The 24948-nt window shown below is 73.2% G+C and carries 22 protein-coding genes; 8 read left to right on the top strand and 14 right to left on the bottom strand.

Annotated elements, in window-relative coordinates:
- Positions 1 to 27 precede the first annotated feature (27 nt).
- Positions 28 to 930 carry a Tat pathway signal sequence domain protein gene (locus tag ACIBG6_RS27630; RefSeq protein WP_399225317.1) on the bottom strand — a complete coding sequence of 301 codons (903 nt, stop codon included), beginning with the start codon at positions 928 to 930 and terminating at the stop codon, positions 28 to 30.
- A 138-nt stretch (positions 931 to 1068) separates the two neighbouring features.
- On the opposite strand from ACIBG6_RS27630, the gene glgX reads away from it, so the two are divergent.
- Positions 1069 to 3189 carry a glycogen debranching protein GlgX gene (gene glgX / locus ACIBG6_RS27625; protein WP_399225316.1) on the top strand — a complete coding sequence of 707 codons (2121 nt, stop codon included), beginning with the start codon at positions 1069 to 1071 and terminating at the stop codon, positions 3187 to 3189.
- Here glgX and ACIBG6_RS27620 read toward each other — a convergent pair.
- Positions 3158 to 4375, bottom strand: a complete 1218-nt coding sequence (locus ACIBG6_RS27620) for an MFS transporter (protein WP_399225401.1) — start codon at positions 4373 to 4375, stop codon at positions 3158 to 3160. The genes glgX and ACIBG6_RS27620 overlap by 32 nt on opposite strands.
- A 90-nt stretch (positions 4376 to 4465) precedes the next feature.
- On the opposite strand from ACIBG6_RS27620, the gene treY reads away from it, so the two are divergent.
- A complete protein-coding gene (gene treY / locus ACIBG6_RS27615) occupies positions 4466 to 6847 on the top strand; it encodes a malto-oligosyltrehalose synthase (protein WP_399225315.1) in 2382 nt (793 codons plus the stop codon).
- A 58-nt stretch (positions 6848 to 6905) separates the two neighbouring features.
- On the opposite strand, the gene ACIBG6_RS27610 is transcribed toward treY, so the two are convergent.
- The 3 genes from ACIBG6_RS27610 to ACIBG6_RS27600 all read right to left on the bottom strand — a co-directional run bounded on the left by ACIBG6_RS27610 (position 6906) and on the right by ACIBG6_RS27600 (position 9370).
- Complete coding sequence (locus ACIBG6_RS27610) at positions 6906 to 7397, bottom strand: hypothetical protein (RefSeq protein ID WP_399225313.1); 492 nt, start codon at positions 7395 to 7397, stop codon at positions 6906 to 6908.
- Between the two features lie 96 nt (positions 7398 to 7493).
- Positions 7494 to 8687, bottom strand: a complete 1194-nt coding sequence (locus ACIBG6_RS27605) for a cytochrome P450 (protein ID WP_399225311.1) — start codon at positions 8685 to 8687, stop codon at positions 7494 to 7496.
- 134 nt (positions 8688 to 8821) lie between these two features.
- The gene (locus ACIBG6_RS27600) at positions 8822 to 9370 is read right to left on the bottom strand and encodes an FHA domain-containing protein (RefSeq protein WP_399225310.1); all 549 of its coding nucleotides are present in this window, start codon (positions 9368 to 9370) and stop codon (positions 8822 to 8824) included.
- Positions 9371 to 9560: 190 nt separating this feature from the next.
- Between ACIBG6_RS27600 and ACIBG6_RS27595 the strand changes: the two genes are divergently transcribed.
- Both ACIBG6_RS27595 and treZ read left to right on the top strand, forming a co-directional pair.
- Complete coding sequence (locus ACIBG6_RS27595; RefSeq protein WP_399225309.1) at positions 9561 to 10526, top strand: GNAT family N-acetyltransferase; 966 nt, start codon at positions 9561 to 9563, stop codon at positions 10524 to 10526.
- Positions 10527 to 10587: 61 nt separating this feature from the next.
- The gene (treZ, locus tag ACIBG6_RS27590; protein ID WP_399225308.1) at positions 10588 to 12339 is read left to right on the top strand and encodes a malto-oligosyltrehalose trehalohydrolase; all 1752 of its coding nucleotides are present in this window, start codon (positions 10588 to 10590) and stop codon (positions 12337 to 12339) included.
- A 26-nt stretch (positions 12340 to 12365) separates the two neighbouring features.
- On the opposite strand, the gene ACIBG6_RS27585 is transcribed toward treZ, so the two are convergent.
- The 4 genes from ACIBG6_RS27585 to ACIBG6_RS27570 form a co-directional block, all read right to left on the bottom strand.
- On the bottom strand, positions 12366 to 13514 hold the full coding sequence (locus tag ACIBG6_RS27585; protein ID WP_399225307.1) for an aminopeptidase P family protein: 1149 nt from the start codon (positions 13512 to 13514) through the stop codon (positions 12366 to 12368).
- Between the two features lie 123 nt (positions 13515 to 13637).
- Positions 13638 to 14597: a hypothetical protein gene (locus ACIBG6_RS27580; RefSeq protein WP_399225306.1), complete on the bottom strand. Its 960-nt coding sequence runs from the start codon at positions 14595 to 14597 to the stop codon at positions 13638 to 13640.
- 57 nt (positions 14598 to 14654) lie between these two features.
- Entirely contained in the window at positions 14655 to 15545 is an 891-nt protein-coding gene (locus ACIBG6_RS27575; protein ID WP_399225305.1) for a LysR family transcriptional regulator, read from the bottom strand.
- A 9-nt stretch (positions 15546 to 15554) separates the two neighbouring features.
- A complete protein-coding gene (locus ACIBG6_RS27570; protein ID WP_399225304.1) occupies positions 15555 to 16082 on the bottom strand; it encodes a tetratricopeptide repeat protein in 528 nt (175 codons plus the stop codon).
- 106 nt (positions 16083 to 16188) lie between these two features.
- On the opposite strand from ACIBG6_RS27570, the gene ACIBG6_RS27565 reads away from it, so the two are divergent.
- Positions 16189 to 16953, top strand: a complete 765-nt coding sequence (locus tag ACIBG6_RS27565) for a hypothetical protein (RefSeq protein ID WP_399225303.1) — start codon at positions 16189 to 16191, stop codon at positions 16951 to 16953.
- A 4-nt stretch (positions 16954 to 16957) separates the two neighbouring features.
- On the opposite strand, the gene ACIBG6_RS27560 is transcribed toward ACIBG6_RS27565, so the two are convergent.
- Positions 16958 to 17479: a YcxB family protein gene (locus ACIBG6_RS27560; protein ID WP_399225302.1), complete on the bottom strand. Its 522-nt coding sequence runs from the start codon at positions 17477 to 17479 to the stop codon at positions 16958 to 16960.
- Positions 17480 to 17501: 22 nt separating this feature from the next.
- A complete protein-coding gene (locus tag ACIBG6_RS27555; RefSeq protein WP_399225301.1) occupies positions 17502 to 18173 on the bottom strand; it encodes a nucleoside/nucleotide kinase family protein in 672 nt (223 codons plus the stop codon).
- A gap of 58 nt (positions 18174 to 18231) precedes the next feature.
- Between ACIBG6_RS27555 and ACIBG6_RS27550 the strand changes: the two genes are divergently transcribed.
- Complete coding sequence (locus ACIBG6_RS27550) at positions 18232 to 18654, top strand: VOC family protein (protein WP_399225300.1); 423 nt, start codon at positions 18232 to 18234, stop codon at positions 18652 to 18654.
- A 6-nt stretch (positions 18655 to 18660) separates the two neighbouring features.
- Here the strand turns inward: ACIBG6_RS27550 and ACIBG6_RS27545 are convergent, their stop codons facing one another.
- Positions 18661 to 19512: an aldo/keto reductase gene (locus ACIBG6_RS27545; RefSeq protein ID WP_399225299.1), complete on the bottom strand. Its 852-nt coding sequence runs from the start codon at positions 19510 to 19512 to the stop codon at positions 18661 to 18663.
- A gap of 345 nt (positions 19513 to 19857) precedes the next feature.
- On the opposite strand from ACIBG6_RS27545, the gene fusA reads away from it, so the two are divergent.
- Positions 19858 to 21873: an elongation factor G gene (gene fusA / locus ACIBG6_RS27540; protein WP_399225298.1), complete on the top strand. Its 2016-nt coding sequence runs from the start codon at positions 19858 to 19860 to the stop codon at positions 21871 to 21873.
- 68 nt (positions 21874 to 21941) lie between these two features.
- Here the strand turns inward: fusA and ACIBG6_RS27535 are convergent, their stop codons facing one another.
- Positions 21942 to 22454 carry a MerR family transcriptional regulator gene (locus tag ACIBG6_RS27535; RefSeq protein ID WP_399225297.1) on the bottom strand — a complete coding sequence of 171 codons (513 nt, stop codon included), beginning with the start codon at positions 22452 to 22454 and terminating at the stop codon, positions 21942 to 21944.
- Positions 22455 to 22506: 52 nt separating this feature from the next.
- Here ACIBG6_RS27535 and ACIBG6_RS27530 point away from each other — a divergent pair, with 52 nt between their 5' ends.
- On the top strand, positions 22507 to 23277 hold the full coding sequence (locus ACIBG6_RS27530; RefSeq protein ID WP_399225296.1) for a methyltransferase domain-containing protein: 771 nt from the start codon (positions 22507 to 22509) through the stop codon (positions 23275 to 23277).
- Between the two features lie 126 nt (positions 23278 to 23403).
- Here the strand turns inward: ACIBG6_RS27530 and ACIBG6_RS27525 are convergent, their stop codons facing one another.
- Positions 23404 to 24783, bottom strand: coding sequence for a serine/threonine-protein kinase (locus tag ACIBG6_RS27525; RefSeq protein WP_399225295.1), 1380 nt, complete (start codon positions 24781 to 24783; stop codon positions 23404 to 23406).
- Positions 24784 to 24948: the final 165 nt, after the last annotated feature.

Below are 24948 nucleotides of genomic sequence, written 5' to 3'. Positions count from 1 at the left end.
GAACGCGGAAACCGAGTGCGGCGGTGGTCAGCCGACGCGCGTGACGGTCCTCGCGGAGAGGTCGACGATGAGGTTCCGGGTGTTGATCCAGGCCCCGTTGAGGACCTTGGTGACGAGGCGGACGCACCGGTGCTCGCCGCAGTCGGCGAGCTGCGCGGGCACGTTCGCCTCGCGGTAGGGGCGGTAGACGTCGCCGTTGAACCACAGTTGCCCGGTGGAGGTGAGCTGCTTGCCCGTGGCGTCCTTGTAGTCCTCCTTGACGCCCTTGCCGAGCGGGCTCGCGAGGATCAGCTCCAGGGCCTCGCGCAGCTCCTCGGGGTGGGCGGACGGCTGGACCCCGCGCTGCGCCGCGGACCTCTCGACCTTGCCCGTGCCGAGGTTGACGGTCCGGGTGACGAGCTCGTCCTTCGCGTAGTCGTAGAACCGGACCTCGGCGCGGCGCGTGCCGTCCCCGGGCAGCGGGTCGGCGAGCAGGGTGCCCAGGTGCTGCGGGCCCCGCCCTCCCTCGACGTTCTGCTGGGCGGCGGCGGCCGGCGGGGTCAGCGCCAGCTGCTCGGCCCGCGCGAGCTCGTCGTCGGTGAGCGGGTCGGAGCCGATGCCCTTCTCCCCCTCGGCCGCGGCCGGGGCGACGGTCGCCGGCGGCGGCGCGGCGCCGGCCGCCTGCGCGCCGGCCTCTCCCTGTCCGGCCTGCCCCTGGCCGGTCTCCCCCTGGCCTGTCGCACCGGCCGAACCGGCGGAACCCGCCGACCCCGAGGCGCCTGATCCTGCCGCCGAACCGTTGGCCCCCACCGCCGCCCCCCGGCCGCCCGGCGTGTCGTCGGCTCCTGCTGTGCCCGGGAGGCTGATCGCGACCGCGACGGCGGTTCCCGTCACCGCCATGGCCGCTCCGGCCACCACCTTCCCCAGGTGGCGGCGCGCTATTTCGTACACACTTCCCCCTCTTTCCCCCTCTTGATGTGCGGTCACCCGGTAGGACGGGGCGAAGTCCTAGGAGGTTGCGCCTCTTTCGGGCAGGATCTGGCCGAAGAACATGACCTGAACCCGGACAGAAGAGGACGAGTCGTATCCATGCAAGTCTGGCCGGGACGGGCGTATCCCCTGGGCGCCACCTATGACGGAGCGGGAACCAACTTCGCGGTCTTCTCGGAGGCCGCCCACAGGATCGAGCTGTGTCTGATCCACGACGACGGCTCGGAGACGGCGGTGGAGCTGCGCGAGACGGACGCTTTCGTCCGGCACGCCTACCTGCCGGGCGTGATGCCCGGCCAGCGGTACGGGTTCCGGGTCCACGGCCCGTACGCCCCCGAGCACGGGCTCCGCTGCAACGCCGCCAAGCTGCTTCTCGATCCCTACGCGCGGGCGGTGTCCGGGCAGGTCAAGTGGGGCGAGGCGGTGTACGGCTACCCGTTCGGGCGGCCGGACGCGCGCAACGAGCTCGACTCCGCCCCGGACACGATGACCTCGGTCGTGGTCAATCCGTACTTCGACTGGGGCGACGACCGGCGCCCGCGCACCGAGTACCACCACACCGTCATCTACGAGGCCCATGTGAAGGGCCTGACGATGCTCCACCCGGACCTTCCGGAGGAGCTGCGCGGTACGTACGCGGGGCTCGCCCACCCGGCGGTGATCGGTCACCTGAAGAAACTCGGCGTCACCGCGCTGGAACTGATGCCCGTTCACCAGTTCGTGAACGACCACCGGCTCGTGGACGCGGGTCTGTCGAACTACTGGGGCTACAACACGATCGGCTTCTTCGCCCCGCACAACGCCTACGCGTCCTGGGGCGACCGGGGCCAGCAGGTCCTGGAGTTCAAGTCGGCGGTCCGGGCGCTGCACCAGGCGGGCATCGAGGTCATCCTCGACGTGGTCTACAACCACACCGCCGAGGGCAACCACCTGGGCCCGACGCTCTCCTTCCGGGGCCTGGACAACCCCTCGTACTACCGGCTCTCGAACGACCCCCGGTACTACACGGACACGACGGGCACCGGGAACTCGCTGCTCATGCGCTCCCCGCACGTCCTCCAGATGATCATGGACAGCCTGCGGTACTGGGTGACCGAGATGCACGTGGACGGTTTCCGCTTCGACCTGGCGGCCACCCTGGCCCGGCAGTTCCACGAGGTGGACCGGCTGTCCTCGTTCTTCGACCTCGTGCAGCAGGACCCGGTGGTGAGCCAGGTGAAGCTGATCGCCGAGCCGTGGGACGTGGGCGAGGGCGGCTATCAGGTGGGCAACTTCCCGCCGCTGTGGACCGAGTGGAACGGCAAGTACCGGGACTGCGTGCGGGACCTGTGGCGGGGCGAGCCCCGTACGCTCGCCGAGTTCGCCTCCCGCCTGACGGGCTCGTCCGACCTCTACCAGGACGACGGGCGCCGCCCGCTCGCCTCGGTCAACTTCGTGACCTGCCACGACGGTTTCACGCTGCGGGACCTCGTCTCGTACAACGAGAAGCGCAACGAGGCGAACGGCGAGGGCAACCGGGACGGCGAGAGCTACAACCGCTCGTGGAACTGCGGCGAGGAGGGCGACACCGAGGACGTCGGGATCACCGAGCTGCGCGCCCGCCAGATGCGCAACTTCCTCGCCACGCTGATGCTTTCGCAGGGTGTGCCGATGCTGAGTCACGGCGACGAGTTCGGGCGGACGCAGGGCGGCAACAACAACGCGTACTGCCAGGACAACGAGGTGTCCTGGGTGCGGTGGCCGAAGGCGGACAGCGAGGCGGAGGCCACGCTCCTGCGCTTCACCCGGTCGATGGTGCGGCTGCGGCGGGAGCATCCGGTCTTCCGGCGGCGCCGCTTCTTCCACGGGCGGCCGGTGGAGGGCACCCACGACGAGCTCACCGACATCGCGTGGTTCACCCCCGAGGGCGAGGAGATGACGTCGAGGGACTGGCAGGCCGCGCACGCCCAGGCGTTGACGGTCTTCCTCAACGGCAACGCCATCTCGGAACCGGGGACGCAGGGCGAGCGGATCGCCGACGACTCCTTCCTGCTGATGTTCAACGCCTCGGCGAAGGAGCTGGAGTTCGTGGTGCCGGACAGCCACGGCCGGTACTGGCGGATGGTCGTGGACACCTCCGACCCGGAGGGCATGCCGCCGCAGGAGGGGCCGGAGCTGGCGGGTGGCGAGCGGGTGTCGCTCGCGCCGCTCAGTCTGACCGTGCTGCGACGGCCGGCCTGACCTCCCGTACGGGAGTCGTCACCCGCACCGTCCAGGAGAGCAGCGCGCAGGCCACGGCCGCCCCCACCGCCACCGCGAAGGCGGCGGGGGCGCCGTGGCCCTCGGCGAGGCGCCCCGAGACGGCGAGGGCGAGGGCCTGGCCGCCGACGATCCCGCTGGTGAGGAAGGCCATGGACTCGGCGAGCCGGGCGGCCGGCACGGTCCGCTCGGTGAGCCCGAAGACCGTGATCAGGTGCGGGGCGTAGGCGGCACCGAGGACGACCACGACCGCGTACAGCGCGCCGAGGGAGCCGACGAAGAGCAGCGGCACGGAGAGGACGACGAGCCCGGCGGTGGCGGCGCGCCAGCGGGTGGCGAGCCCGATGCGGGCGGGCAGGGCGGCGAGGGAGAGGCCGACGGCGGCGCTCATCACGCCCATCGCCGCGTAGACGAGCCCCGCCTGGGCGGGCGCGCCGAGCTCCTCGGTGAGCGCGGTGATGCCGGCCTGGGAGGCGCCGAACATCGCGCCCTGGAGGACCATCGTGCCGCGCAGCGCGTACGCGGACCGGGGCAGCCGCGCCCGCTCGGCCGCGTCCGTACGGGTGGCCGTGCCGAGGGCCGTACGTGCTGTGGGGTGCAGGGCGAAGGCGGAGCCGCAGACGACGAGCAGGAGCGCGGCCACGAGGAGCGCGGCGGCGGGGTGGGCGAGGGCGGCGGCGAGGCCGACGAAGGCCGGGCCGAGGACGAAGGACACCTCGTCGAGGGTGCCCTCGAAGGAGAGCACCGCTCCGACGAGCCGGTCATCGGCGCCGGAGCGGCGGGCGAGGGCCACCGAGCGGGTCCGGGCGAGCGGCCCGATCTGGGGGACGGTGGCCCCGGCGAGCGCGCCGAGCAGCATCAGCCAGCCGGTGGCCGCGTGGGCGAGCGCGGCGAGGACGAGGGCGGTGACGGCGACCGCGTTGGCGAAGGAGGCGGCGAGGACGACGCCGCGCTGGCCGTGCCGGTCGGCGAGGCGGCCGATGACGGGTCCGGCGACGGTCTGTCCGGCCGCGAGCGCGCCGCCCGCGAGGCCGGCCGTGGCGAGCGAACCGCTGGTCTCGGCGACCAGGAGCAGGCTGCCGAGCTGACACATGGCGGTGGGCAGCCGGCCGAGGAAGGAGACGACCGGCAGGACCGGCCCGAGCAGCGAGAACGTGTCGCGATACATCCGGAGCATCACTGGAACGTAACGCGATGCACTCGAACGGGTGCATGGGGCGATGACACAGAAGCCCTCGCGCGGGGTACGTACGTTCGCATGACCTCCCTCCCGCCCTTTTCCTCCCGCACGGGCCCCTCCTCCTCGCCGACCGGTTCCGCCCTCCCGACCGCCACCTACCGGCTCCAGCTCCAGCCGGATTTCCCGTTCGCCGCAGCCGAGAGGGCCGTGCCGTACCTCGCCGGGCTCGGGGTCTCGCACCTCCACCTCTCCCCCGTCCTGGAGGCGGTGCCCGGCTCGACCCACGGCTACGACGTCACCGACCACCGGTCCGTACGGGCCGAGCTGGGCGGCGAGGAGGGGCTGCGGGCCCTCGCGGCGACCGCGCGGACCCACGGTCTCGGCCTCGTCGTGGATCTGGTCCCCAACCACATGGCGGCCTCCCCCCGGCACAACCACGCGCTGCGGTCGGTGCTCCGCGAGGGCCCGGACTCGCCGTACGCCCGCTGGTTCGACGTCGACCGGCACGCCGGGGACGGCCGGCTGCTGCTGCCGGTGCTGCCCGCGCGGCTTCCCGAGGTACGGGACCGGCTGCGGGTCTCGGGCGGGGCGCTGCACCTCGACGACCAGGAGTTCCCGCTCCGGGCCGGTACGGAGGGGCTGCCGCTCGACGAGCTGCTCGACGCCCAGTGGTACCGGCTCGGCTGGTGGAGGCTGGCCCGCACCGAGCTCAACTACCGTCGCTTCTTCACCATTTCGGAGCTCATCGGGGTGCGGGTGGAGGACCCCGAGGTGTTCGCGGCGACCCACGCGAAGATCGTGGAGCTGGTGGCGGACGGCGTGGTCGAGGGACTGCGCATCGACCACCCGGACGGGCTCGCGGACCCGCAGGGGTACCTGGAGGACCTGGCGGCGGCGACCGGCGGGCGCTGCTGGACGGTGGTGGAGAAGATCCTCACGGGGGCGGAGACCCTGCCCGCCGCCTGGCCCGTCGCGGGCACCACCGGCTACGACGCGCTGCGGCAGATCGAAGGGGTCCTCACCGATCCGATCGGATCCGACGAACTGGCCGACGTGTACCGGGAGTTCACCCGGTGCGCCGGGGACCGGGGCGGCGATTGGGAGGCGACCGCGCGGCGCGCCGCGTACGAGGTGGTGACGCACGACCTGGCCGCCGAGACGGCCGCGCTGACCCGGATCGCGGAGCGGATCTGCGCGGCCGACCCGGCGCTGCGGGACCACGCGCCCTGGGCACTGCGGACCGCGGTCCGTGAGCTGCTCGTCCGGGTGCCGGTCTACCGGACCTACCGGACGGGCGGCGAGGAGGTGCTGACCCCGGCGGCGGCGCGGGGCGCGAAGGCCGCGTTCGCCGTGCCGGAGGAGGCCTCGGCCGTCGATCTCGTACGGGAGTTGGCGCTCGGCTCGCGGGGCGACGGCCCGGAACACCGGGCGTTCCGGGCCCGGTTCGCGCAGACCTCCTCGGCGCTGCGGGCCAAGTCCGTGGAGGACACGGCGTTCTACCGGTACACGCCGCTGCTCTCGGCGAACGAGGTGGGCGGCGACGCGGGGCGTCCGGCGGTGCCGGCCGAGGAGTTCCACGCGTACTGCCTGCGGATCGCCCGGGACTGGCCGGCCACCGGGACCGTGCTGTCCACGCACGACACCAAGCGCAGTGCGGACGTGCGGGCCGCGATCGCGGTGCTCGCGCAGTGCCCGGACGTGTGGGCGGCGCTCCTGACCGAGGTCGCGGGGGTGCCCGCACCCGATCCGCACCTCGCGTGGACGGCCTGGCAGACGGCCTTCGGTTTCGGCGCGCCGGACGCGGACCGGATCGGGCCCGCGGTCCTCAAGTCCGTACGGGAGGCGGGCCTTCGGACCAGCTGGACCGAGCCGGACCCGGCGTACGAGCGGGCGGTGACCGAGTTCACGACGGCGGGACCCGGCCGGATCCCGCTGCGGTCGGCCTCGGAGGCCGCCTTCGCGCTGGAGCCGCACATCCGGGCCCACGCGCTCGGCGCGGCGCTCGTCCAGCTGACGATGCCGGGGGTGCCGGAGCTGTACCAGAACACGGAGCGGGAGTACCGGGCGCTCGTCGACCCGGACAACCGGGCCCCGTTCGCGATCGGCCCGGACGACGACCGGACGGCCCTGGTCCGGGCGGCGCTGCGGCTGCGACGGGAGCGACCGGAGGCCTTCGGTGCCGCGGGCACGTACCTCCCGCTGACCGCCGAAGGCCCGGCCGCCGCGCACTGCCTGGCCTTCGCCCGCTCCGGTGAGGTGATCACCGCCGTGACCCGGCTCTCGCTGCGCCTCGCGGAGGCGGGCGGCTGGCAGGACACCGAGCTGGTACTTCCGGACGGCCACTGGGCCGATGTCCTGGACGGCGTACGGGAGTTCACCGGCGGCCCGGCGACAGAGCTGAAGCTCGCGGAGCTCTTCGCGGACCGCCCGGTGGCACTGCTCGCACGGCTGGACGGCTAGGGCCTGTCCGGCCGGACCCGTCGTGAGCGCTCCCGCGGACCCGGGAGCGCTCGGTCGATCAGAAGCGGGAGGCGCGCGTGACCTCGCACTCGGTGTACTCGGAGCCGTCGCCGGTTCCGATGTACGGGGTGGACACCTCGGCGCTGGCGGAGGCGCCCGCCGCGACCGCGATGCCGGCCTTGATCGCGGTCGCCGGGAGGACACTGCCGCCCGCGGCGCCCTTGAACTTCATGGTGACGTTGTAGTCGTAGTCCATCGAGCCGTCGTTCTTGACGGTGATCCGGGCGACGAGCTTCTTGGTCGCCTGGTCGTACTTGCACTCGTCGATCGTCACGTCGCGGATCGCCTTGTCGGCGCTGGAGCCGCCGGGCAGGGAGCCGCCGGAGCTGCTGCCGTTGTCGTTGTGGTCGCTGCCGCCGGAGCTGCTGGAGCCGCCGCTGCTGCCGCTGCTGCTGTTGTCACAGCCGCCGCCGCCGGAACCGCGGGCTCCGGTCAGGGCGACGACCGCGACGGCGGCGACAGCGATGGCGCGGACATGACGCATCTTCATGTTTCAATCCCCGTTGAAAGTGGCAAGATAGAGGGGCTCTTTGACGAGCGCACGACACCCTAGCAGCGGTGGCGGGCCACTCGTCCAAGCCCCGGATCAGCCGCCCGGGCGGACGATCAGGCTGCGCGGGGCACGGGTGATGAGGCCGGTGGCGGCGGGACGGAAGCCGTCGGCGAGGCGCAGCCGGGGCATCGCCGTGAAGAGCGCGCGCAGGGCGTACTCGGCCTCCAGGCCCGCGAGCAGGACGGCGGGGCAGAAGCCGCTGCCGTACGTGAGCTGGCCCGGGTCGTCACGGAACGGGTCGAACCGCTCGGGCTCGCGGAAGCGCTCCGGGTCCCGGCCGGCGGAGCCGACGAGCAGGGCGACGGACGCGCCCGCCGGGATCAGGCCGCCGCTGACCCGGACCTCGGAGCGGGTACGGCGTACGGCGATCTGCACGGGCGGGTCGCGGCGCAGCGACTCGGCCCAGGCGCGGGCGGTGAGCCCGGCGGGGGCGTCGCGGAGGGCGGCGACCTGGTCGGGGTCGGCGAGGACGTTGCCGAGGAAGGAGGCGAGGGCCTTCTCCCGTACAGCGATCTGGCCGCCGCACTCACCGGCGAGCGCCCCGGCCGCCCGGCCGCGCACGAGCCGCATCATGTCGCGGTAGGGCACGCCGACGGCGGCGGCGACGGTCCCGGCGGGCAGCCAGTGGCAGAAGTCGGCGACGAGGTCGGCCTGCGGGCGTTCGGCGATGCGACGGGCGAGGACGTACGCCGTGCGTTCGGTGACGTCCCTCAACTCGGCCATGTCGACGTCGACATGAGCCTGGGCGCAGGGTGGGTCGCCCGGTCGGTGCCCGTGGGTGAAGCGGGTGTCGGTGAGGGCGGCGGCGACGTCCGCGTACCGGCTGAGGACCCAGGCGCGCAGCAGCGGGTCGTACGTGAGCGGGAACTGATCGCGCAGGGTCCGGTGGATCGCGTGCGGATCGTGGGTGGCGCCGGGGTCCAGGGGGCTCGGTGCGACGGTCCGGCCGGTGGGTGCGAAGGGTTCGGCGAGTCCGGCGGGACCCATGGGACCTGCGGCCGTCGGGTCGGCGACGGTCCGTACCCGGCCCGCGGTGCCGCCCCGCGCGGGGGTCGTGCCGGTCGTCACCGTCGGGATCGCGGCGGAGACCGCGCCCGCGGCCATGGACGGCAGCCTCGTCCAGGCGTCCTCGGACTCCTCGGGCCGGTCGTTCCGTGTGCCGCGGTTCGGTACGCCGCTGTTCGGTACGCCGCTGTTCGGTATGCCGCTGTTCGGCTCGTCGCTCATCGCGCCCCCTGTCGATCGGCGGTGGGTGCCGCGGCCGGAGAAACGTGGCGCGACGCGTCTCCCCACCCCATCACCGGGCGGCCCGCACGGCGCGTCACATACCGCCGAACGGGTGACGCCGAGCCGTGGGCGATTCAGCCGTGGGAGAGCCGGAACGTCATCTGGCCGAAGCCGACCACGTCCCCGGGCCGTACGACCACCGCGCCGGTGACCCGGCGCCCGTTGACGGTCGTCCCGTTCGTCGAGCCGAGGTCGCGCAGCACCCACATCCCGCTCTGCAGCGAGAGCTCGGCGTGCAGCCGGGACGCGGTCTCGTGGCTGAGCCGCAGGCCGTTGACCGGGTCGCGCCCGATCCGCAGCGGGTGCGGGCCGGGCAGCGGAAGCAGCAGCTTCGGCAGCCGCTCCGCGCGCCAGGCGCGCCCGAGCCGCACCGTGAACGCCGACATCCGCTCGACCGCGCCGACGACCCGCCGGGTCCAGGTGCCCTCGGTCCGCAGGTCGGCGACGAGCAGGTCGAGCTCGTCCGACCGGCGGGCCTGGAGCGCGCGCTCCATCCGGTAGACGAAGGTGTCGTGCGAGAGGCGTCCCTGAGCGGCGCCCTCACGGAGCAGCCCCAGCGCACGGTCCCGCTCGGCGTCGGTCAGCCGAGGGGTGTTCGCCGGAAGCTCGAAGGGGGTCGTCACACCTGTGATTGTCGGCCCGGCGGGCCCGAAGTGTCCAGAAGGGCCCCCGACCTGGGAACTCCGTACCGGCCTGACAAGATCGCTGCTACGGTCTGCGGTCTCCACACCAGAGATCCCCAGGGGGAAACACGACGTGACCGCGTCTTCTTCTCGCACCGCTTCCACCACTGCCGTTTCGCAGACCGCCGGCGTGGCGAACCTCGTCATACGTCCGCTCGCCGGGCCCGAGGAACTGGACCTGTTCCTCCGTCTCGCGTACTCGCTCGACCACGAGCTCGCCGACGACCTCGCCACCCGCCGCCGCGTCCCCGAGTGGATGTGGGTGGCGCTGGACGGCGACCGGCTCCTCGGCCGGATCGCCTGGTGGACGAACAAGGAGGGCGGCGAGCCGCTCGCGCTCGACTTCTTCGACCTCGCCCCGGAGCTGACGGAGGAGGAGCGCGCGGACGTCGGCCTGCGGCTCCTGGAGACCGCGATGGCCTCGGTCGTCCCGGCGGGCACGCAGCGCCCCGAGTTCGGCCGGTTCATGCCGGCGGACTGGCGCGAGGTCCCGGAGACCCGGTCCGTCCTGGAGTCCCTGTTCGCGGTACTGGAGCGGACGGGCGCCCGTCCGCTGGTCGAGCGCTTCCGGCTGGAGTGGCAGCCCGGCACGCCCGTACCGGAGCCGAAGGGCCGTCTGGAGTTCCGGCCGGTGCGGGACCGCGAGGACCTGATCGCGCTGATGACGCCCGTCATGGAGGGCACGCTCGACGCGCACGGCCAGGCCGACCTGGCGACCGGGCTCTCGGCCCGGGAGGCGGCGGAGCTGCACTACGACGAAGAGCTCGCGCACTACACCTCGCCTCAGGAGTGGTGGCAGGTCGCGCAGCTGCCGGAGAGCGGCGAGCCGGTCGGCTTCGTGATCCCCGCGCGGAACAACTACCACCACACCATCGCCTACATCGGCGTGCTGCCCGCCCACCGCGGGCACGGCTACATCGACGACATCCTGGCGGAGGGCACCCGGATCCTGGCCGCCCAGGACGTGCCCCGGATCAGGGCCGCGACGGACCTGGGGAACGTCCCGATGGCGGCGTCCTTCGCCCGGGCGGGCTACGTCAACTTCGAGCGCGCGATCAACTACGTGTGGGACGCGCCGGGCGCGTCGGGGTCCTGACTGCCAGGATGGACGGGGTAGTCAGTGGTTGAGTGGCTGGTCCGTCGACGAGGGGATTCCCGTGCTCTTCGAGGTGTGGGCGCCGAGCGCCCGTAACCGGGTGATGCTGGCGCTGAACGGCACCAACCACCCCTTGGAGAGGGACGCCGAACGGGACGGCTGGTGGACCGGTGTCGTACCCGCCGAGGACGGCGACCGGTACGGCTTCGCCCTCGACCACCGGCCCGTCCTGCCGGACCCGCGCTCCCGCCGGCTGCCCGACGGCCCCGAGGGCCTCAGCGCGGTCGTCGACCACTCCTCGTACGCCTGGCGGCACGAGTCCCCGCGGCTGCGGCTGCGCAGCGCGGTCCTGTACGAGCTGCACGTCGGCACCTTCACGCCCGAGGGCACGCTCGACGCGGCGACCGCCCGCCTCGGGGAGCTCGCGGGCCTCGGCATCACCCATGTGGAGCTGATGCCGCTGTGCTCGTTCCCCGGGGTGCGGGGCTGGGGGTACGACGGGGTGGCGCCGTGGGCGGTCCACGAGCCGTACGGGGGCCCGGAGGCCCTCAAGCGGTTCGTGGACGCCGCGCATGGTCTCGGCATGGGCGTGGTCCTGGACGTCGTCCACAACCACCTCGGCCCGTCCGGCAACCATCTCCCGTCCTTCGGCCCGTACTTCACGGACACGCACCACACACCGTGGGGTGCGGCGGTGAACCTGGACGCGCCGGGTTCGGACGAGGTCCGGGCGTACTTCCTGGGGAGCGCGCTGGCGTGGCTGCGGGACTACCGGATCGACGGGTTGCGGCTCGACGCGGTGCACGCGCTCGCCGACACCCGGGCGCTGACCTTCCTCGAAGAACTCTCGTCCGCTGTCGACGAGTTGGCGAAGGAGCAGGGCCGCCAGCACTTCCTGATCGCCGAGTCCGACCTCGCCGACCCGCGCACCACGACCCCGCGCACGCTCGGCGGCCTCGGCGTCCACGCCCAGTGGAACGACGACTTCCACCACTCCCTGCACACGGCGCTGACCGGTGAATCCCAGGGCTACTACGGCGACTTCGCGCGGGCCCCGATGGCGGCGCTCACCAAGACGCTCACGCACGTTTTCTTCCACGACGGGACGTACTCGACGTTCCGGGGCTGCCGCCACGGCCGCCCGGTGGACCGGGAGCGCACCCCCGCGCACCGCTTCCTGGGGTACGCCCAGAACCACGATCAGATCGGCAACAGGGCCCTGGGCGACCGCCTTTCGTCCTCCCTCTCCCCCGGCCTGCTCGCCTGCGCGGCGACCCTCGTCCTGACCGGCCCCTCCGTCCCCATGCTCTTCATGGGCGAGGAGTGGGGGGCGCTCACGCCCTGGCAGTACTTCACCGACCACACCGACCCGGAGCTCGCGGAGGCCGTACGGCGGGGCAGGCGGCGGGAGTTCGCGGAGCACGGCTGGTCCGAGCACGAGGTCCCCGACCCGCAGGACCCGGCCACGCGCGACCGCTCGGTGCTCGACCGCACCGAGCGCGAACGGGACCCCCACAAGCGTCTCCTCGCCTGGCACCGCCAGCTCATCGCCCTCCGCCGCACCCTGCCGGACCTGACGGACCCGGACCTGGCGGGCGTGAAGGTCGCCTTCGACGAGGAGTCCCGCTGGCTGGTCTTCCGCCGGGGCGACCTGCGGGTCGCGGTCAACATGGGCAAGGAGCCGGCGGTGATCCCCCTCGGCTCGAACGGCCGCGACCGGGTCCTCGCGGCCTGGGACCCGGCCGAGGCCCCGGGCGCGGACGGCGTCCTGCGTCTGCCGGGCGAGTCGGCGATCGTCCTGACGGACGGCTGACGACACCGACTCCGAGCGGCGGGCTCCTACTCGACGATCGCCATCTCGTGCGGGGTGCTGTTGAAGCGGTGGCCCGCGCCGTCCTCCGTCGCCGTCACGATGTCCTCGATGCGGACGCCGAAGCGGCCCGGGAGGTAGACGCCCGGTTCGATCGAGAAGCACATGCCGGGGACGATCGGGAGCTCCTCGCCCTCGATCATGTACGGGGGTTCGTGCGTCGTGACGCCGATGCCGTGGCCCGTGCGGTGGATGAAGTACTCGCCGTAGCCGGCGTCCGTGATGACCTTGCGGGCCGCGCGGTCGACCTCCTGGCAGGCCGCTCCCGGGCGGACCGCCTCGAAGCCGGCCTGCTGGGCCTCGCGGACGAGGTCGTGGACGCGCTGCTCCTCGTCGGTCGGTTCCCCGACGTGGACGGTACGGGTGGTGTCGGAGCCGTAGCCGTGCTTGAGGCCGCCGAAGTCGAGGACGACCATGTCGCCGCGTTCGATGGTCCGGTCGCCCGCCTCGTGGTGCGGGTTGGCGCCGTTGGGGCCGGAGCCGACGACGGTGAAGTCGACCTGGGAGTGGCCGAAGCGCATGAGGAGCGCGGCGAGGTCGGCGGCGACGTCGGTCTCCTTGCGGCCGGCGAAGCGGACCTTGAGGATCTCGCCGTACGCCTGGTCGGCGGCGGCTCCCGCTGCCGCGATCCGCGCGAGCTCGTGCGCGTCCTTGACGCCGCGGAGCATCGGCAGGGCCTCGGTGAGGGAGACGTACGACGTGCCGGGCAGGGCCTGCTGGAGGCCGAGCAGGTGCATGGCCCAGGCGTTGTCGCTGACGCCGAACCTGCCGTCGACGTCCAAGAGCGGCGCGGTGACCGCGTACGGGTCCTTGCCGTCCGTCCAGTCGCGCAGCGTGAGCGCCGCCGCCCCCGTCGCCTTCTCGGCGTCGGGCGCCTCCAGGGTCGGGACGACGAGGACCGGCTCCTGGCCGGCGGCGAGGACGAGGACGGTGAGCCGCTCGGTGATCGCGGTCGGCTGGTAGCCGGTGAGGTAGACGAGGTCGGGGCCGGGCGCGACGAGCACGCCCGCGAGCCCGGCGTCCGCCGCGGACTCGGCCGCCCGGGTCATCCGGGCCCGGTAGTCGTCCGCGGTGAAGGGCACGACCTCTTCGACGGATGCGGGGGGAGTGCTCGGCATGGGGTGCTCCTTCTCGGCGACGGTGGCGAGCGCGGCGGTGGAGGGCGCGGCGGCAGCGGCGGGCGCCCCTCGGCGCCGGCGCCGTACAGCATCCTGCCCCCGGGCGGGCCCCGACGCGACCGCTCAGCGGCGGTCCGGGCCCTGCGCGATGAGTCGCTCAAGGAGATCCTGGAAGTCGTCGCCGACGACGATCCGCAGGTCGCCGCGCTCCTCGTCGTGCTCGCTGAGCTGGGTGAGCGTGCCGCCGCGCCACCAGAAGACGTACGGGCTGATGGCGCCCGGCGTGTCCTCGTACCCGGAGGCGGCGAAGGAGGCCATCGCGCCGAGCGCCGGGATGATCGAGGTGTCCCGGATGGGATGGAAGGCGAGCTGGTGGCGGAAGGGCAGGGCGACGAGCGCGCCGTGCTCGCCGAGCGGAAGGCCGGTGACGCGCTGGGCGACGCCGTCCAGGTCGAGGACGCGGCTCGCGGTGTAGAAGGAGTCGCCGAGGATGATCTCGAAGCACATGCCGTCGGCGTCGCGGACGGTCTCGTGCTCCTCGACGGGCAGTCCGCGCAGATTGCGGAGCGCCCGGTCGCGGAGCTGCGCGTGGTCGCCGAGCCGTTCGAGCGCCTCGTCGGTGAGCATCATGACGCTCTCCGGCAGGTCGAGGGCGAGGACCTCGTAGAGCCCGGGGGCGACGGTCCTCGCGTAGCCGAAGGCACCGGCGTCGATGCCGTCGCCGCTGACGACGCGGGGGTAGAGCTGGGCGCGGATCTGCTCCGGCCGGAGGGTCTCCAGGGCGGACGGACCTTCCATCGCCCGCACGACCAGCTCGACATGACGGTAGATCAGCTGAGCCCAGACGCGGGTGCCGCGGCGGTCCTGGTGGCAGACGGCGGCGAGGTTGCCGAGGCCGAACCTGCGCCCCTTGTCGTCGACGACGTGGTCCGCGAAGACCGACACCTCCAGGCCCAGCTCGGCGAAGGTGGCGCGGACCCGGCCGCGGAAGAGCGCGGCCTCCCGCTCCGAGAAGTACGCGAACTCGGGATCCCTCGGCTCGTCCTCGCCGTCCCGCTTCGGTCCTCGCCGCAGCCAGCCCACGTCAGCCCGCCTTCCGTCGCCCCGTCGCCGTTGCGCACAGGGTAGCGAGTGCGTGTGTCAGCTCTTGAGACGTCGTGCGAACTCGGCCGCCGGACCGGCGGGTTCACCGGATTCGTCCCCGCCGGGACCCGGGAGGAGGAGTTCGGTGCGGTGGACGAGCCGGGGTGCGACCAGCGGGACGGCGGTGGCCCCCGGGACGCCGGCCGCCACGGGGAGCGGCAGGAGCGCGAGGCCGTGCCCGGCGGCGGCGAGGGCGGCGAGGGTACGGGTGTCGGTGCCCTCGTAGCGCAGGGCCGTACGGAAGCCCCGCCCGGCGGGACCGGCGTGGACGGCCCGCAGCTGCCCGAGAGGGACGCCGGCGGCGGGCGCGTCGAGCCAGCGGGCGTCCACGAGGTCGTCGAGCCGGAGCCCGGTGCGCCCGGCGAGGGGATGGCTCGCGGGCAGGACGACGGCGAGCGGCTCCTCGGCGACGCCGGTCGCGGAGAGCGGGGCGACGTCGGGCAGCCGCAGCGGGTCGCTGGGGGCGGCGATCCCGTCGACGAGTCCCGCGTCGGCCTCGCCGGTGGCGACGGCCTCGGGCACCCGCTCGCGGGGCAGGCCGCGCAGGGTGACCCCGGTGGCGGGAAGGGCGGCGAGGGTACGGGGGTGCAGGGCGAGCGGGGAGGCGGCGACGCTCAGGGTCGTGCGGGGCGCGGCGGCGAACCGGCCGAGGTCGGCGCGGGCGGCGTCGAGGCGGAGGAGCAGCGCCCCCGCGTGTTCGAGGAGCCGCTGCCCGGCGGGGGTGGGTGCGACGGGCCGCCGGGTGAGGAGGGGCAGCCCGAGGTCGGTCTCCAGGGCGGCGATGTGCTGGGAGACGGCGGACTGGGTGTAGCCCAGCTCGCGCGCGGCCTCCGAGAAGGAGGCGAGGCGGGCGACGGTGACGTACGTACGGAGGAGGTGCGGGTCCACGCGGGCCGCTCAGGAACCGTCGCGCGCGGTGAGCAGAGCACGGGCGTAGTGGGCGAGCGAGCGGTTGTAGCGGGGCAGCAGCGGCGCGAGGGCGCCGAGGGCGAGGGAGGCGGCCTCGCGGTCCCGGCCGGTGTCGGCGAGGGCGAGGGCGAGGAAGGCGTCGACGGCGCCGGAGAGAGCGAGCTCGTCGGCGTCGAGCCGGTCGGCGGGGATGTCGCGCTCGGCGGTGAGGAGTTCGACGCTGCGGTCGGGCCGGCCGAGGTTGCGGAGGCTGCTGGCGAGCTGGACGACGGCCCGGCGGCGGCGCAGCCCGGTGAGTCCGTGGTCGAGGGCGCGCTCGTAGAGGCGGACGGCTTCCACGGGCAGGCCGGTGGAGTCGTGGGCGGCGCCCAGCTCGAACAGGGCCGCGGCGTCGTCGTCGGGCCGCTCGGCGGCGAGTTCGGCGACGAGGGCGCGGAACGCGGCGGGCTCGTGGTCGTCGAGCCGCTCCCAGAGGGCGGCGACGCGGTGCTCCCAGTCCTGATCGGTGGAGGTCATACGGCCACCCTATCGACGGCTCCCCAGGCATCCATAAGCATGCGTGATGGAGAGTGCAGGAATCATCGTTGGACGTGAAGAGAGGCGGCCGACCAGCATGGTCGCCATGACCACGAACACCCCTCACCCCGCTCACCCCACGCCCCGCATCGCCCTGGTCGGCGACCGTTCCCCGCACGTCAGGTCCCATGTCCGCGTCCCCGTCCTCCTCGACGCGCTCGCCGAACGGGACGGGCTCGCGCTCGACGCGTACTGGATCCCGACGGGCGACGCGGAGGCGCCGGGCGCGGTGAAGGGCTTCGACGCGGTGTGGGTGCTGCCGGGCAGCCCGTACGCGAGCGAGGCGGGGGCGCTGGCCGCGATCCGTACGGCCCGCGAGGACGGCATCCCCTTCCTCGGCACCTGCGGCGGCTTCCAGCACGCCCTCCTCGAGTACGCGCGGAACGTCTGCGGCCTGACCCGCGCCGCGCACGCCGAGAACGACCCGGCGGCCGACTCCGGCGACCTGCTGATCGCGCCGCTCGCCTGCTCGCTCGTCGGCCACGAGGGCGTCGTCCGGGTCACCCCCGGCTCGCTCGCCGAGCGCGCACTCGGCGCGGAGCGGACCACCGAGCGCTACCACTGCGAGTACGGTCCGGACAGCCGTCACCTCGACACCCTGCGGGCCCACGGTCTGCGCTTCACGGGCGCGGACGAGGAGGGCGGGATCCGCGTCGCGGAACTCCCCGCGCACCCCTTCTTCCTGGCGACCCTCTTCCAGCCGGAGCTCGCGGGCGACGGCGCCCACCCGCACCCCCTGATCCGCGCCCTGGCGACGGCGGCGACACGGCACGCGGGGAAGCGGGACGTTTCGGCGGGGGCGGTGTCTTAGGTCCTCAGACGCGCGGCATGTGGCGGCTCACCACGTCGAGCAGCCGCTCCGCTTCTTCCGGCGAGCTGAGCCCACGCTTGGGCAGCACCTCGGCGAGCAGGATGTTCGGGTCGCGGCTGAGGAACACCACGTGGTCGCGGGTCTCGCGGTAGCCACGGAAGACCGACCAGCGCTGGAGGAGCGTCACGTGCTCGGATTCGGTCGTGATCCCCGTCCCGCTCACGGAGGCCCGGTACTCGCCCTGCCATTCGACCGTGCGCAGCGCGTGGTTCGCCTGGATGTGGGGCGTCGCCCAGATCAGGGCGGCGCAGAAGGCGGCCAGTGCGATCGGCACCGTGAAGCTTCGCTGTGCGGCCACGAGCAGCAGGGCGCTGCCGCCGAACAACAGCGTGAAGCCCCATCGGACGATGTGGAGGCGCCGAAGCCGCTCGCGCACGAGGACGGCCGTGAGGATGTCGGCGCGTGTCGGCCGGTACACCAGCTCGACCGCGTCCTGGACGCCGCTCTGCCCTGATTCCATGACCATGACACGCGATCGTACTGTCCCGCTAACTCATCCTCACGACCAGGTGGGCGCGGTTCCGACCCCGGGCCACCAGGCGGGCGTTGACCTCGTCCGAGTCGTGCACCCAGCGCTCGGCCCGGGCCCGTTCCTTGCCGAAGCGGACGTGTCGCTCGACGAGCCGGGGAACGCGGCGCCGGTCGTCCAGGTCCAGGTACCAGACCTCGTCGAGGAGGGGCAGGGTCGCGGCCCAGGGGCCCTCGTCGTGGAGGAGGTAATTGCCCTCGGTGACGACGAGCGGGACGTCGGGCGGTACGGGTATCGCCCCGGCGATCGGCTGCTCCAGCGAGCGGTCGAAGGCCGGGGCGTAGACGGTGGTGCCGGGCTCGGGGGCGCGGAGCCGGGCGAGGAGAGCCGTGTACCCGGCGGCGTCGAAGGTGTCGGGCGCGCCCTTCCTGCCGGCCCGGCCGAGGCGCTCCAGCTCGGCCTGCGCGAGATGGAAGCCGTCCATCGGGACGAGGACGGCGAGCCCGTCGAGGCGCGCGACGAGCCGCGCGGCCAGCGTGGACTTCCCGGCCCCGGGCGCGCCCGCGATGCCGAGTATCCGCCGGCGGCGCGGAGCGGACACCTGTTCCCGTTCTCGCCCCTGCTCCTGTTCCGCGAGGGCGCGCGCCCGGGCGGCGAGCCGGTCGAACTGCTGCGCGTCCATGCGCGGCATTCTCGCACCGGGCGAGCCGGTTGACGCGGGTAGATTCCTCCGTATTACTTTTGACCCCATGCCGTCCATCGCACTCGTCACCCTCGTCGTCCGTGAGTACGACGAGGCCATCGCCTTCTACACCGACGCCCTCGGCTTCGACCTCGTCGAGGACACCGACCGGGGCGACGGCAGTCGCTGGGTCGTCGTCCGCCCGCGCGGCGCGGCCGGGGTCGGCGGCCTCGGCAACGCGGGCCTGCTCCTGGCCCGTGCCAAGAACGAGGCCGAGGCGGCCTCGGTCGGCAACCAGACGGGCGGCCGGGTCGCGTTCTTCCTCCACACCGAGGACTTCGCGCGCGACCACGCCCGGATGACGGCGGCGGGGGTCACGTTCAAGGAGGAGCCGCGTCACGAGCCGTACGGCTCGGTCGCCGTCTTCGAGGACCTCTACGGCAACCGCTGGGACCTCCTCCAGCCGGCGGACGACGCCCCCTCCGCGTAACGACGCCTACGCCTGCCCGGGCAGCGGGTCGAGCCTGTCGAGCCGGTCTCGCTGGGCCGGTGTCAGACGAAGATCCGCCGCCGCGACGTTCTCCTCCAGGTGTCCCACGTGTCCGGTGCCCGGGATCGGGAGGACGACCGGCGAGCGGTCGAGGAGCCACGCGAGAGAGACCTGCGCGGGAGTGGCGTCGAGTTCGGAGGCGACGGCGCCGATCTCGGCCGACGCGCCGCCCGGCGCCCCTCCGGCGACGGGCCGCCACGGCAGGAACGCGATGCCCGCCGCCTCGCAGGCCGCGAGCACCGGCTCGTGTTCGCGGTCGACCAGGCTGTAGCGGTTCTGCACGCTCGCGATGTCGACGATCTCCCGCGCCCTGTCGAGTTCGGTGACGGTGACCTCGGACAGGCCGATCCGTCCGACCTTGCCCTCCGCCTGAAGCTCCCGCAGGGCCCCGAGCTGGTCCGCGAGGGGCGTCCCCGGATCGATGCGGTGCAGCTGGAGCAGCTCGATCCGCTCGACGCGCAGCCGCCGGAGAGCCTGTTCGACCTGGTCGCGCAGGGCGTCCGGCCGTGCGTCGTGCTTCCAGCCCTCCGCCGAGTCCGCTCGCACGATGCCGACCTTGGTGGCGATGAGCAGCCCGTCGGCGTACGGATGGAGGGCTTCGGCGAGGAGCTCCTCGTTGGCCCCCCAGCCGTACATGTGAGCCGTGTCGATCAGCGTGACGCCGAGCTCGACGGCTCGGCGGGCCACCTGGAGGGAGGCCTCGCGAGCGGGGCCCGCCGCGGCCGGCAGGCGCATGGCCCCGAATCCGAGCCTCCGCACGCTCAGGTCCCCGCCGATGCGAAACGTGGTCGCTGTCATCTCTCGTCTCCACCCCTAGGCCAAAGGGCAAGGCTAACAACGCGGTTGATCTCACCGGAGGACGAAAACCGCTGTCGCGCGGCCCGTCGCTCTCCCTACACTCACGTCTCGGCGCACCGGTCGGTGCGCCGCGAGCCGTCCGACCGAGGGGAGAAGACCGTGCGCAGCCACAGTGCCGTCGCCGTGTCCTCCTCCCGTGCCCGGTACGACGTGATCCTCGCCTCCTCGGCAGAGCGGTGGCGGCTGCGCGCCCGCCATCGCCGCCCGTGACGACGTCACACGCCTGACCTTCGTCCGGGAATCGCGCTGCCCTGTTCTCCACGCAGCAGCGAAAGGCACGACACCGTGCGTACGAACCTCACGCCCGTCATCCGCAACCTCGGCATCCTCGCCCACGTCGACGCGGGCAAGACCACCGTCACCGAGCGGATCCTCTTCCTCACCGGCGCCACCCACAAGCGCGGCGAGGTCCACGACGGCACGACCGTCACCGACTTCGACCCGCAGGAGCGGGACCGGGGCATCACGATCTTCGCCGCGGCCGTCAGCTGCGACTGGGCCGGCCACCGGATCAACCTGATCGACACACCGGGTCACGTCGACTTCTCCGACGAGGTCGAGCGCTCGCTGCGCGTCCTCGACGGCGCCGTCGCCGTCTTCGACGCCGTCGCGGGCGTCGAACCGCAGAGCGAGACGGTGTGGCGGCAGGCGGACCGGCACGGCGTCCCGCGCATCGCGTTCGTCAACAAGCTGGACCGCGCGGGCGCGGACCTCGACAGCGCGGTGGAGTCGATCCGTACGCGCCTCGGCACCGTCCCGCTCCCCGTCCAGCTGCCGATCGGGCGCGAGGACGGCTTCACCGGCGTCGTGGACCTGGTCCGGATGCGGGCGTACGTGTGGGCCGACGGCGCCGACACGTACACCGTCCTGCCGGTCCCGGACGGGCTCCGGGACGAGGCCCGGCACCGCAGGCGACGCCTGGAGGAGCAGGTGGCGGAGCTGCACCCGGCGGCCCTGGAGGAGTTCTGCGCGACGGACGCGCTCTCCGAGGGGACGCTGACGGGCGCGCTCCGCGACCTCACCCTCACCGGCGAGGCCGTGGTCGTCCTCTGCGGCTCGGCCTACCGCAACCGCGGCACCGAGCCGCTCCTCGACGCCGTCGTCGCGTACCTCCCGGCACCGTCCGACATGCCTCCGGTACGCGGCGAGACGCCGGCGGACCCGGCGGCGCCGTTCACGGCGCTCGCGTTCAAGGTGACCGCGACGGCCACCGGCCGCATGACCTACGTCCGCGTCTACGCGGGCACGCTCACGAAGGGAGACACCGTGCTCGACACCACCACCGGCCGCACCGAGCGGATCTCCCGCATCCTGCGCGTCCAGGCGGACCGCGCGACGGAGATGGACGCGGCGCGCGCCGGGGACATCGTCGCCGTCGTCGGCCCGAAGGCCGCCCGCCCGGGCGCGACGCTCTGCGCTCCGGACGCGCCGGTCGTCCTCGAACCGCCGACGACCGCCGACCCGGTGGTCTCGGTCGCCGTGGAGGCCCGCCGGAGCACGGACACGGGCCGTCTGGCGACGGCTCTCGCCCGGCTCTCCGAGGAGGACCCGTCGCTCGTCGTACGGTCCGACCCGGAGACGGGCCAGACGGTCCTGTCGGGCCTCGGCGAACTGCACCTGGAGGTCGCGGTGGAGAAGCTCCGGCGCGACCGGGGCCTTGAGGTGACGGTCGGCCGTCCGCAGGTGGCGTACCGGGAGACGGTGGCGAAGGGTGTCACCGGTCTGCTCTATCGTCACGTCAAACAGGACGGCGGCGCGGGCCAGTTCGCCCACGTGGTCGTCGACGTCGAACCGACGGGCTCGGACTCGGACGCGGAATTCACCTTCCGCTCCACGGTCACGGGCGGCCGCGTACCGCAGGAGTACGTCCGCGCGGTCGAGGCCGGCTGCCGGGACGCGCTCGTCGAGGGCCCCCTCGGCGGCCACCCGGTGACGGGTGTCCGGGTCACGCTCACGGACGGTGCCACGCATCCGAAGGACTCCTCGGAGATGGCGTTCCGCACGGCGGGCCGCTTCGCCCTGCGCGAGGCGCTCCGCGCCAGCGCGATGACGCTCCTGGAACCGGTGGCCGAGGTGACGGTCACGGTCCCGGCGGAGTCGGTCGGCGCGGTCCTCGGCGACCTCGCGGCCCGCCGGGGCCGGGTGACGGACCAGACGACCCGCTCCGGTACGGCGGTGGTGTCGGCGACGGTCCCGCTGGCCGAGCTCTTCGGCTACGCGTCCCGCCTCCGCGGCCGCACCCAGGGCCGGGGCACCTTCACCACCCGCCCCGCGGGGTACGCCCCGGCTCCGACCCCGTAGGACCGCCTGAACGTCGCCGTTCGGCCCGCACGAGCAGTGCGGGCCGAACGGGGACGGCGGCGCCGGCTCTACGGCGCGAGGGTGCGCAGGACGCAGAACTCGTTGCCCTCGGGGTCGGCCATGACCACCCGACTCCGGTCCGGCCCCTGGCCCACGTCCACCGGATCCGAGTTCTTCTCCAGGCGGTCGGCGACGTCCGTGCCGAGGCCGATGTGCTCTGCCACCACCCGCCGGAAATGGGCGCACCGGGTGGCGTCCTCGTGGTCGCAGCCGAGAGCGCATTCGATGAGTGCGAGGGACGCCTGAGCCGCCGCGATCCGCGAACGGAGCGCCTCGGCCTCCTCGCGCAGGATGCCCCTGCGCCGGGCGGGATCGGCGGTGGCGACCAGGGAGCGGATGGCGTCGAGGGAGAGCCCCGCCTCCTTGGCGCGCAGGATGACGGCGACGCGAGTGAGGTCGGCGGTCCCGTAGCGACGGCGGCCGGCGGCGTCGCGCGCGGGCGTGAGCAGCCCCATCGTCTCCCAGTGACGCAGGACGTGCGTGGCCAGGCCGAAACGTTCGGCGATTGCCCCGATGCTCATGGATTCGCACGCGCTTGACTTCATGCCGACATTAAGTCGCAGCCTGGCACTCATGACCAAGGAAACGGAGCATGACGGCCGTTCGACGGACGGTCTCATCGCGCGCCTGGACGCCGCTGACCGACTGCCCGGCGCCCACGAACTGCGTTCCCTCACCTACGACGTGCTCGGAGCCGGTCCAGGAAAATCCGTGGTGGACGTGGGCTGCGGCGCCGGACGAGCGGTGAGGGAGCTGGCCGAACGGGGCGTGCGAGCCGTCGGCGTGGATCCGAGCGAGCAGATGATCGCCGTCGCCCGAGGCCGGTGGCCCGAGGAGGATTTCCGGCTCGGGAGCGCGTACGAACTGCCGCTGACGGATGGCTCGGCGGACGGCTACCGGGCAGACAAGGTGTTCCACGAACTGGCGGAGCCGGAGCGGGCGTTGACGGAAGCCCGCCGAGTGCTCGCGCCCGGAGGGCGGATCGCCCTGATCGGCCAGGACTGGGACACCGTAGTCATCGACTCCGACGAGCCGGCCCTCACCCGCACCCTCATCCATGCCCGCGCCGACCGGACCACCGCCCCACGCGCTGCCCGCCGGTACCGCAACCTGCTGCTGGACGCCGGCTTCGACGACGTGGCGGTCGAGGTGCACACCGGCGTGTTCACCGGCCCGGCGATGCTGCCCTTGCTGATCGGGCTGACCGAAGGAGCCCGCTCGACCGGAGTCGTCACAGACGACCAGGCGGACACCTGGATCGCCGAACAGCGCGAGCGGGCCGAGACCGACCGGCTCTTCCTGGCCCTGCCGATGTTCATGGCCACGGCGACGGCACCACGGTGAGCAGGTGCCATTGAACGGAACCGTGCTTCAGCCCGTGGCGGGTGGTCCCGGGATGGTCTCCGACAAGAACGTGTGTTGCTCGACCGACGCCCACTCCGGAACCCCTGTCGACTCGGATCCGTCCGTTCAGTCTCCACTCACTCGGATCCGCTGCCACGTAGCGAACGCTTGCACCGCGGACGCGAGTTGGGGAGTGGTGCCGAGTGGGCTGAGTCTGCGCGTACGGATGCGGATGACGCCGCCACGGCCACTGCGGGCCCAGGTCGGGTGGTGGGAACCCGTGGGTAGCTGCCGCACCACGTCGAGGTGGACGGTCAGGTCCGTCCATCCGGTGCACCGCTTCAGTTCCAGGGCCTTGATCTCGTGCCAGGGCGTGACCACGAGGTTGTTCGGCGGGCCCACCCCGATACCGCGGCTGTTGAGGGTGAGGCCCTCCTTGGCGGTGCCGAGCAGCCCCAGGAGCCGTATGGCCAGCAAGAAGGCGGCGATCCCGGACGTCGCCGGCACCACGACGGGGAAGGCCTCCGTGCCGCTCAGCACCGCTCCGGCGACGAGTGCGGCCACACCGAGCACGTTGCGCAGGATCTGCAGGAACCAGACGCGCCTGCGAACGAGATACACGGCAAGGGGAGGTGAGGGGTTCTCCGCTGTCATTGTCGGTGGCTGCGACGGGGCGGTGTGAGGGGTCGGCGCGTCGTCGATCACCGTGTCGTCGTGCTTCGGCTCGGCCCCCGCGCTCGCCGTGCACAGGTCGAGCAGTTCGAGCGGGGTGGGGCGGCGGGAAGGCTCCTTGCGGAGGCAGGCGAGGACCAGGGGACGCAGGGATGGCGGCACCGTGGAGCCGTCCGGGTCCTCGTGCACCACCCGGTACATCAGTCCCGCGGGCGAGCCGTGGCCGAACGCGCTACCCCCGGACGCCGAGACGAGGACCGCACCAAGAGCGAACACGTCGCTCGCTCCCGTTACCGGACGTCCGAGAGCCTGTTCCGGCGAGTGGTACCCCGCGGTGCCGACCACCACGCCGTCGGTCGTCAGCCGGGACTCCTCCACGGCCCGGGCGATCCCGAAGTCCAGGACGCGGGGGCCGTCGGAGGCCAGCACGATGTTGGCGGGTTTCAGATCGCGGTGCACGAGACCATGGCTGTGGATCGCCCCGAGTGCCTCGGCCAGCACGGCGGCGAGCCGCCAGAGCTCCTGTTCGGAGAGCCGTCCGCGCCGGGCGACCTCCGCCTGCAGGGTCGGTCCTTCGATGTACGCACTGGCCATCCACGGCTGCGGGGCGTCCGGATCGGCGTCGACCACCGCCGCCGTATGGAAGCCCCCGACCTTGCGGGCAGCCTCGACCTCCTGGCGGAAGCGTTCCCTGAACCGGGGGTCGGCGGCGTACTCGGGCCGGATGACCTTGATCGCCACGAGCCTTCCGGACCGCGAGCGCGCCAGATGGACGGAGCCCATGCCTCCGCTGCCCAGCAGTCGAAGGACGGTGTAGTCGCCGATCCGTTTCACGGACGCCTAACCCCTACCCCATATCGCGCCGCACGAGCTCCGGCGGAACCACACCCGGCACGAGGACGCACCCGAGGGATCCCCCGTAGCGTCTCTACGTCCTGCGCCATGTTCGGGAGCCCCGCGCCATCTGTCGAGCCCTAATCCGGTCGAAGTCGTCGCAGC

Origin of the sequence: Streptomyces sp. NPDC050842 (assembly GCF_044456565.1) — a bacterium.
Classification (GTDB): domain Bacteria; phylum Actinomycetota; class Actinomycetes; order Streptomycetales; family Streptomycetaceae; genus Streptomyces.
The sequence above is the reverse complement of the archived record's forward strand: the minus strand, read 5'-3'. Positions and strand labels throughout refer to the sequence as shown.